The following is a 7606-nucleotide window of genomic DNA, read 5'->3' as shown; positions in this document are numbered from 1 at the left end:
GCGGTAAACGAGTGAGGGAATTTCAGGTAAGATACTTCGGATGAGGAGCAAAAAGGTGGTTTATACTTCCTATACCCATTGGCCCGCTTTTTTTTGATAATAAGACACGAAAGGTTAAACGAAAGTATGGCACAGCCATTACTGGCCGGATGGCCTGAGTGTAATTATATTGTTACACGCGCTGTTGCAACCCCCATTCTGTAGCACATTACAATAAAACTCATAACGTAAAAAATTTCACCATTTCGTAACTTCATGATAATCTACGCCCCGTGTAGTTGAATTAACTACAAGCGCTGTTAAGTGGTGTGGCGTAGTAAACTGCCGGGGGGCAGTCAGATAAAAAAAGCTCGATATAGTGGTACTTTTTGTAGTGGTATTTTCTGTTATTACGATGTTTGCTGTGAAATGTTAGGTGGGTTGTTTTTGGATTGATTGCTGTCGAGGGGGAAGTAAGAGACGGCACAATTTACGAAGTGGTAATAACCCTGCTTTCTGATGCTGCAAATTCACTGATAGTACGTGTTCTGTTTTTTAGAGTGAGAGTCTCTAAAAAAACGAGCCCAATGTGATCGAATGTTTTAGGCCGTTAATCGGCCTTTTTTTTCGTCCTGAATTCGGTCATAAAATCGCAATCCACGTTCTCATCAAAAAAACCGTCATTTCCATTCAAATATTCAGCGCCTGAAAACTATGCCATAATTTTCACGTCGAGATGTTTCGACGCGAAGCAATGGAGATCAGCTGGTGACGCAAAGCGTTATAGATAAAGTTCGTGAAGCTCTTGCTGCGAGGAACCTGATGCTGGTTAGTAGTCTTTCTCGCATCATTGTTCTGTTGCCTGAGCTTGGCCGAGTCAATGTGCTGGTGCGTAGAGATGATGGCTTAGAAGACACGGCAACGTTACTGCTTGATGAAAGCGGTGTCGTGAGCGTGCTACTGTCAGAAGAAGGTGAGAACGTCAGGTTTTTGCCTCGTTCTGGGGAGTAATTTCATTTCCATACTCTTGTGATGAAAGTTGATTATCATGTGGCATAGTTTCAACGAAAAAAATAAATGAAAAGATGTTCCGAGTTACTGGCCTTAGTGCCGGTTTTTTTGTGTGGTGATCTGGGGTTTACTGCGCCCTTCCCCAGCCACCAGCAGCCCGGTTGCATATCTATATCATACCCGCCTTGAGCGGGTTTTTCTTTTCTGTGGAACCGGTAGTCCAAGTATCGGCTGATGCCCCTATGCAGTTTCGCATTCAGGAGCAAGGTACAGGACTAAAAAGGGAATCAGTGTAAGGGATCTTGATGGGCTGGCAGGACACCAACGTAAAACAGTTTTTCGTTTCTGCGGGCTCTTCGTGACCGTTCTTGTTCATGATACCTTATTCATATAGTGTATGAATAAGGTATTTTAGCCGAACTTAACAGGAGCATGAACATGACCACTCATCAGGAAACACTGGCCGCTTTGATTGACGCACTGGAATGGATTGACGCAGTACCTTCCTACGTTCCGTTGCCATCTATGCCGGGCTTTGACCGTGATAGCGTGAATGAGCTGGTGGAGAGAGCTCGGCAAGAGATTAAGCAAGGTGTTGAAGTGACGTTCTACCTGCCGGGAACCTACCAGACATCCTGTGAAGAAGGTGAAAAATATCTTTGCCCTCAAGAGGTGGAAGAAGCAATTATGACTGCGGGCAGTAATGTCGAGCATCTTGGACTGAGATTTAAGGTGGAAAGTGCCGCTGAGTAAGATCACCATAGAGCCCGGCTAAGCCGGGTTTTTCTTTTGAAGGCTACGAACTACCCTGCCCCCTCAAGTTTCTTATCAACTCCCCCTACTATCCATATACCTCTGTATTGCACATCGTGTAATATCGCGGTATAGTATTACACAACATGTAATACAGAGATGGCCGATGATAAAATCTTTCAAGCACAAAGGATTGAAACTGCTTTTTGAAAAGGGTGTTACTTCTGGTGTGCCTGCGCAAGATGTAGACAGAATCAATGACCGTTTGCAGGCCATCGATACAGCGACAGAGATTGGTGAACTAAACCGCCAGATTTACAAATTACATCCATTAAAGGGGGATCGGGAAGGTTACTGGTCTATCACTGTCCGGGCGAATTGGCGCATTACTTTTCAGTTCATTAACGGTGATGCTTACATTTTAAATTATGAGGATTATCACTAATGAGACAATTCAAGGTTTCACATCCGGGTGAGATGATAGCCCGCGATTTAGAGGATATGGGAGTGAGTGGTCGTCGTTTTGCTCACAATATTGGTGTTACACCAGCAACCGTATCCCGTCTACTTGCGGGGAAAACTGCGTTGACCCCTTCTCTTTCGATTCGTATTGCTGCGGCACTGGGGAGTACGCCTGAGTTTTGGTTACGGCTACAGAGCAATTATGATCTGCGCCAGTTAGAAAACCAAATCGATACATCCGGGATCGTCTTGTACGGTGAGTCGAACGAACAGCAGCAGAACGCGCAAGAGCATTAATCAATTTCTGATGCGAGGCCACCAGCCTTGCATCAGATACCCTGAGCCCTAATAGCTTTATCCTGCCAACTTTCTCTTACCCTCCGGGTGATTTCTTACAAGCTTACCCTTACCCTCATAGTCGTTTACTACCAAACTACCCTTACCCTATGGGTATGCCGTACTAACTTTGGCCCGTATAGCCTTTGCCCACTCTTCGAGGTATTGCGGGCTCATGCTATCTTAATCATACACTATATGATTAAGGAGCCATCACCGATGAACCAGCCACTGACCACTGAAATTCTAGAGTCTGCATCCATCTTACCCTTTACCTGCGAGCATTGTGGTCGTGTCTATGATGATGAGGCTGCTTGTCGATCTGATGATTGCCCCGGCGAGAAAACGCCGCTTCGCATTTCAGAAGGTAAGAAGCAGGTTTGTATCCAAGGTGTAGCCTATTCAATTCCTGCATGGGTGAATTTTGTCGTAGCTGATTCAAATTTTGACTGGTGGGGTTTTCGTGATCATCCAAAGTGCGGCCACACTATCTGGTATGGTTCGCTGGTGGCTGATTCAAGGATGTGCCTTATCGTCAGTAATGTTCAACCGGATAAGCACTGGACGAAAACACTTTTAACCGTCTGAGCCGTGTTATGCAGTTATGCAGCCATCCATCTACCCGCCACCAGCGCGGGTTTCTATTACCTTCCCCCCTGTTTCTGTGGCCTGCGCTGCGAAAATAATTGTTTATTATGCTATTCGACATGGTGCCACCGGGTGTTAGCGTTTTAATCATTGCATAGACTAACGGGCACCAGCGCCCACGAAATGAGAGAGAAATCATGTACGGCAAAATCAGCAAAATGGTGATCGGTCTTTTCAGTTTGTTATTGGCTCTATCCTTCTCAGTGGAGGCTGGCTATAAATCCAGCTACAAGAGTTCGTATCGTTCATCCTACAAATCGTCATCCAGCTATAGCAAATCTTCATCCTCGCCCAGCAGCAGCTCCAGCAGCAAAAACAACGCCAGCAGCAGCAATAAAACCAGTACCGAATCTACAGCGACGGGAAGCGGCGTAAAGAATGAGCCCTCAGCCGCAAGCAGTCCGGTGGCGAAGAAAAGCATCAGTGGCGCGAAGCTGGTGGAGAACAAAGGCAAAATTGGCACAAAAGAAAATCCGGCCGCATTTTCAGCCCGAGATAATTCTTCTCAAAAGTTTTCCGGTACGTCGGGGCGAAGTGCTCCGTACATCGGGACAAAAGCCCCACCTGAGAAAGTGAGCTCGATCATTGATGAGCGCAAGCGTAGCGGTACTGACTGGACAACGCTCGCGATGATGTACTGGATGTTGAGCAGCAGTAATAGTCATGCCTCATCTCTGTCCTCAAGTGATAAAGCGTGGATCCAGCAGCAAATCCATGAGCAGGAAAGTGCGGGTGAAAGCCGGGAAGTGGCCCTGAACGAGCTGAAATCAGCCGGAGTTGATATTTCTGATGTACAGGCCAGTGATAGCCCACCAGTAGAGTTTCGCTATGACATGCCGAAAAACCTGACCGCTGGTGTGGCATGGGTCTTTACGGTAAAGGCTACCCGCAGTGGTGAAACTAAGGCACCGGAATGCAAACTGGAAGGTGCTGAGATCTTAACGCGTGGTAATACCGTGTTCATCAAATGGAAAGCCCCGGCTCTTGCTGGCGAATCAGCTGAGCTGACGTGCAAGGCTTTCGGGAAAGAAGAAGTGAAAACGCTGGTGTCTGTCTGACACTGGCCCAACAAAACGAGAGAGAAAGTATATGGCTGATTTTGCATCGACAAAAGCCACGAGCTCTTTTGAGGAATGGTTTGAGCAGCTGAGCCTGATTGCTGAGCTTAACGGTGACAGCGTGGGTGAAAGTAGCGGCTGGGAAGATACCTACAATGCAGGTACGCCTGTAGACGTCGCCTACTACGATGCTTTTGGCAGTGACTAAGATATAAAATGGGGGGTAAATCAGAATGATGGATAACGAGGATGCTGTGAACATTCTTACCAGTATTGGCGCGAATATGGACTGGAGCCGGATGATACGCACGTCATCTTATCCAGCTTTTGGGCAGTTTGTCATTACCGGGCCAAACAGCTTGCCAGTCAGTAACCGGGTGGGGTTCTGTGTGCAGGTGCGTCGTAAGGTCGGTCAGTTCGGATCAGACATGGTAATCCTGCGTCATGCAGATGGCAGCTTATGTATCCATGAGAACAACTGCTACGTGGCTCTTACTGAGGAACAGGAAGAGCTGGCGCGGGGCGTTTTTAAGGTGCTGCCGGAAGACGAGAGCAGTGAGCGCGAATACGGCGCAAATGGTGTGTGGGAAACTGGGTTTGTCATTGAGAACTCAGAAACTAAAGGCACGCCCGATGTACCTTTCGTTATAGCGATCACCACTGAAAAATAGTTTTATCCGGGGGGGATATGACTGAACAAAAAATTGCGTCTGTGGCTGGTGCCGTTTTTCAGGTGCGCCTTCTTGATGGCTCTGAGGAACAGGCGGAATGGGTCGAGGTGAGCGAGGCGGAGTTTCACACTCCCCTGCATGACCCGGAGAAGTGGGAAAAGCGTATTCTGGTAAAGACTGCTTATGCGCCTCCACCAGCCCTTGATTTAGCGTGTCTGAATGAAGCCCGACAATGCCTGTTTGTATTGGAACAGATAGGCAGTCTCGATCATGGTGACATTGACTGTGACACAATCGACCTGCGTTTTGAGCTCGATGGCATGGACACCGGTACTGATGTCTCGGTTTCTGAATATGCGGCCCGTTCTTCTGCGGTTATCTCGCGTTTGCTGACGATTATCTCGAATTCAAAAAGTGACACAGTAACTTCTGATGGAGTTACTCGCCGGGTACAGCATAGCGATGATATCTGTTTTGATGCGTTTGCTGTGGCATGTAAGGCGAAGCTGGCAAAATCACGGGCTAAGGGGCGCGGTGGCTGGGAGTCCCGGACACATTGCAGTGATACGCTGCTGGCTGAGCAGCTGGTGGCTCATTTGCTGAAAGGTAACGCGGGTACGTTTGAGGACATTGCCGTTTTTGCCATGATGCTCCACCAGCGCGGTGCAGACCCACGGGTACTGGCTGATGCCGTTCTGGGACTTAATCAGAAGGTGACTGATGAAACTGATCAAGGCTGAAAAAGCTTACGTTGCGGGTATGCGCGGGTTGATTGAGGGGTAATTAGGGAACCGTTGACGGGTAATGAATGGAATCATCTTTCATTGCCCGGCAGCGGTTGGACAAGCGCAGCGCGTCAGTCGTACATAACGCTCTTACGGTGTATCGGTAGTGTGCTGGTAAACAGTGATAAGGGCTGGATGTCTATCGTTAGGGTTCTCATTAAGGTAAAATATCTCGTTTTACCATGCGGCCCACGAGAACGGTGGCGGGCGATACTGTCAGAGGGGTGTTTTGCGATGCGTACAATTTGTGTGAAAGATGCGAAATTCCATGTGGTGAACATGCCACGGGTAAATTACAAGCAGTTCAGCAACAAGCTGGCGCTGAAACGTCGCTTGCTGGATATCGCTATCCGGTTTTCTGTGCGAATGGGTATCCCGGTGTTTCTGGTTGGACAGCCGGGGGTGGGTAAATCACTCATGCTGAACAGTGCCCTTCCCGGACGCGTGACCGATGCACGAGAGCTGATGGTTGCTCAGGACTGGGAAATGCCCGCTATGTTCAGTACCCAATATGTGCCAGCTGGCCCAGTGGGTATAGACGAGACAATATATTTCGACAAAGACAGTCTCTTAGCGTGTGCTGATGAGTTCAAAAATCGCGGCGTGGCTTTTGCGATACAAAGACTGGATGACGCTATCAGCGTAGCCAGTGAACTAAAGATAAGCCGTGCTTGGTTTATTTATCTCGGTGAGCCTGAGAACTTCAAACGTGAATGCAGTTATCAGCTGTACTCGCATGGAGTAGACTAACCAACTGCCAGTGTATCCTGTCTGGCCCTCAATTGGCGGGGCTTCTTCCCCTGACTCTGGGGTATTGAATACTCCCTCTTTGCTATTTGGAATACCTTTGCCTTAACTTACGGTATTCAAATCCGTGGTTATTTACCTGATTGTTGGAATTACCGGGCTTCGGCCTTCCTCTGAATAGTCATAGAATAGTTTCCCAGCTGGTGGGGTTATCGAATCCACCATGACGTCCACGGTCAGTGTAAACGAACTGGCAGACATACGTGCCAAAGTAAAGGTATTGCTCAGATAACGTTTCTATGGGGGTTGTATGGAGTTTTCTCACTACTATTGGGCTATCTGCGGTAACTGCGATGGCGAAGGCAAAACGGGCCATGAGGCGTTTGCTAATGGCATTACGGCAAGCGAGTGGAATGAATGGGATCTTGAAGACCGTCAGAACTACATGGATGGTCGGTTTGATGTCACTTGTAGCGCCTGTAAAGGCCGTGGGTCTGTTAAATTGCCGGACGTGTCCCGTATGAACTTTGCGGAGAAACGTAAGCTTGTGGAACTGCGTAGAGATGCGCGTATTGAAAATGAGCTGAGAAGAGAACAAGCCTATGAACGTTCTATGGGCGCTTAACGAAAAAGTGTTATTGAAGCTGTTAGAATACGCATAATACTCAAAGGGCGTACATCACTTTATGTTCGCCCCCTCGGTATCTACCCCACTCCCTCCCCCTCATCTTGATGGTTTTCCTTAGACTTCGACACTCCCGAAAGCGTGAGATAATTGTTTTATCAAACAGTAGCTCACAGTACGGGGTAAAGCATGTTCACTATCAGCAAAACGACTCACAATATGGCAAAAAGCCGGGGTATCGATCTGACCTTTTCCGAAGGCATCGGGCATGATGATGGGACATTGCTGTGCTTCTGGGAACTTGAAGAGGAAAGTGAGTGGCTATTCAGCTATCAGGTGTCAGGCCACCAGCTTGAGTGGCACGGCAACATCTACGCCTCTGACAGTATTGTGGCTGGCCTTCCCCCGGTGATCGCTGATGATGCGGCCCTGCGTGCTGTAGTGCGACAACTTGCCGTTATGATGCAGAAAGAAAAGTAAAGTGTATCCCCAGCGTGTCATTGTTGCGGGGTTAGAAAAACAGTTTTTATT

General features: G+C 48.0%; 12 protein-coding genes. All 12 read left to right on the top strand.

The features are described from left to right. The first annotated feature begins 747 nt into the window (after positions 1 to 747). The 12 genes from SJ312_RS22345 (at position 748) to SJ312_RS22290 (ending at position 7555) form a co-directional block, all read left to right on the top strand. Complete coding sequence (locus tag SJ312_RS22345; protein WP_172685175.1) at positions 748 to 990, top strand: hypothetical protein; 243 nt, start codon at positions 748 to 750, stop codon at positions 988 to 990. A gap of 438 nt (positions 991 to 1428) precedes the next feature. Continuing rightward, complete coding sequence (locus SJ312_RS22340; protein ID WP_319863952.1) at positions 1429 to 1743, top strand: hypothetical protein; 315 nt, start codon at positions 1429 to 1431, stop codon at positions 1741 to 1743. Positions 1744 to 1909: 166 nt separating this feature from the next. Next, entirely contained in the window at positions 1910 to 2188 is a 279-nt protein-coding gene (gene higB / locus SJ312_RS22335; RefSeq protein WP_011039853.1) for a type II toxin-antitoxin system toxin endoribonuclease HigB, read from the top strand. After that, complete coding sequence (gene higA, locus SJ312_RS22330; protein WP_011039854.1) at positions 2188 to 2502, top strand: type II toxin antitoxin system addiction module antidote protein HigA; 315 nt, start codon at positions 2188 to 2190, stop codon at positions 2500 to 2502. Before higB ends, higA begins: the two co-directional genes overlap by 1 nt. 258 nt (positions 2503 to 2760) lie before the next feature. Then, positions 2761 to 3129, top strand: a complete 369-nt coding sequence (locus tag SJ312_RS22325) for a hypothetical protein (protein WP_168550190.1) — start codon at positions 2761 to 2763, stop codon at positions 3127 to 3129. 197 nt (positions 3130 to 3326) lie between these two features. Further along, positions 3327 to 4247 (top strand): hypothetical protein, encoded by a 921-nt coding sequence (locus tag SJ312_RS22320; protein WP_172685173.1) that lies wholly within the window; start codon positions 3327 to 3329, stop codon positions 4245 to 4247. Between the two features lie 31 nt (positions 4248 to 4278). Beyond that, complete coding sequence (locus SJ312_RS22315) at positions 4279 to 4455, top strand: hypothetical protein (RefSeq protein WP_011039858.1); 177 nt, start codon at positions 4279 to 4281, stop codon at positions 4453 to 4455. Positions 4456 to 4480: 25 nt separating this feature from the next. Continuing rightward, on the top strand, positions 4481 to 4918 hold the full coding sequence (locus tag SJ312_RS22310) for a plasmid protein (RefSeq protein WP_168550192.1): 438 nt from the start codon (positions 4481 to 4483) through the stop codon (positions 4916 to 4918). Between the two features lie 17 nt (positions 4919 to 4935). After that, complete coding sequence (locus SJ312_RS22305; protein ID WP_168550193.1) at positions 4936 to 5658, top strand: hypothetical protein; 723 nt, start codon at positions 4936 to 4938, stop codon at positions 5656 to 5658. Positions 5659 to 5937: 279 nt separating this feature from the next. Beyond that, on the top strand, positions 5938 to 6453 hold the full coding sequence (locus SJ312_RS22300; protein WP_168550194.1) for a hypothetical protein: 516 nt from the start codon (positions 5938 to 5940) through the stop codon (positions 6451 to 6453). Between the two features lie 307 nt (positions 6454 to 6760). Further along, the gene (locus SJ312_RS22295; protein ID WP_053764330.1) at positions 6761 to 7075 is read left to right on the top strand and encodes a hypothetical protein; all 315 of its coding nucleotides are present in this window, start codon (positions 6761 to 6763) and stop codon (positions 7073 to 7075) included. 189 nt (positions 7076 to 7264) lie between these two features. After that, a complete protein-coding gene (locus tag SJ312_RS22290) occupies positions 7265 to 7555 on the top strand; it encodes a hypothetical protein (protein WP_109910762.1) in 291 nt (96 codons plus the stop codon). The last annotated feature ends 51 nt before the right edge of the window (positions 7556 to 7606 follow it).

Source organism: Providencia sp. CIM-Carb-044 (genome assembly GCF_033901115.1).
Classification (GTDB): domain Bacteria; phylum Pseudomonadota; class Gammaproteobacteria; order Enterobacterales; family Enterobacteriaceae; genus Providencia; species Providencia hangzhouensis.
Note: the sequence above shows the minus strand (reverse complement) of the source record. Positions and strands in the feature narration are given on the sequence as shown.

Excerpts from the sequence above, each read along its gene's own strand:
- SJ312_RS22325 (WP_168550190.1), top strand. The coding sequence starts at position 2,761 with ATGAACCAGCCACTGACCACTGAAATTCTAGAGTCTGCATCCATCTTA.
- SJ312_RS22320 (WP_172685173.1), top strand. The coding sequence starts at position 3,327 with ATGTACGGCAAAATCAGCAAAATGGTGATCGGTCTTTTCAGTTTGTTA.
- SJ312_RS22340 (WP_319863952.1), top strand. The coding sequence starts at position 1,429 with ATGACCACTCATCAGGAAACACTGGCCGCTTTGATTGACGCACTGGAA.
- SJ312_RS22310 (WP_168550192.1), top strand. The coding sequence starts at position 4,481 with ATGATGGATAACGAGGATGCTGTGAACATTCTTACCAGTATTGGCGCG.
- SJ312_RS22295 (WP_053764330.1), top strand. The coding sequence starts at position 6,761 with ATGGAGTTTTCTCACTACTATTGGGCTATCTGCGGTAACTGCGATGGC.
- SJ312_RS22290 (WP_109910762.1), top strand. The coding sequence starts at position 7,265 with ATGTTCACTATCAGCAAAACGACTCACAATATGGCAAAAAGCCGGGGT.
- higB (WP_011039853.1), top strand. The coding sequence starts at position 1,910 with ATGATAAAATCTTTCAAGCACAAAGGATTGAAACTGCTTTTTGAAAAG.
- SJ312_RS22315 (WP_011039858.1), top strand. The coding sequence starts at position 4,279 with ATGGCTGATTTTGCATCGACAAAAGCCACGAGCTCTTTTGAGGAATGG.
- SJ312_RS22305 (WP_168550193.1), top strand. The coding sequence starts at position 4,936 with ATGACTGAACAAAAAATTGCGTCTGTGGCTGGTGCCGTTTTTCAGGTG.
- SJ312_RS22300 (WP_168550194.1), top strand. The coding sequence starts at position 5,938 with ATGCGTACAATTTGTGTGAAAGATGCGAAATTCCATGTGGTGAACATG.
- higA (WP_011039854.1), top strand. The coding sequence starts at position 2,188 with ATGAGACAATTCAAGGTTTCACATCCGGGTGAGATGATAGCCCGCGAT.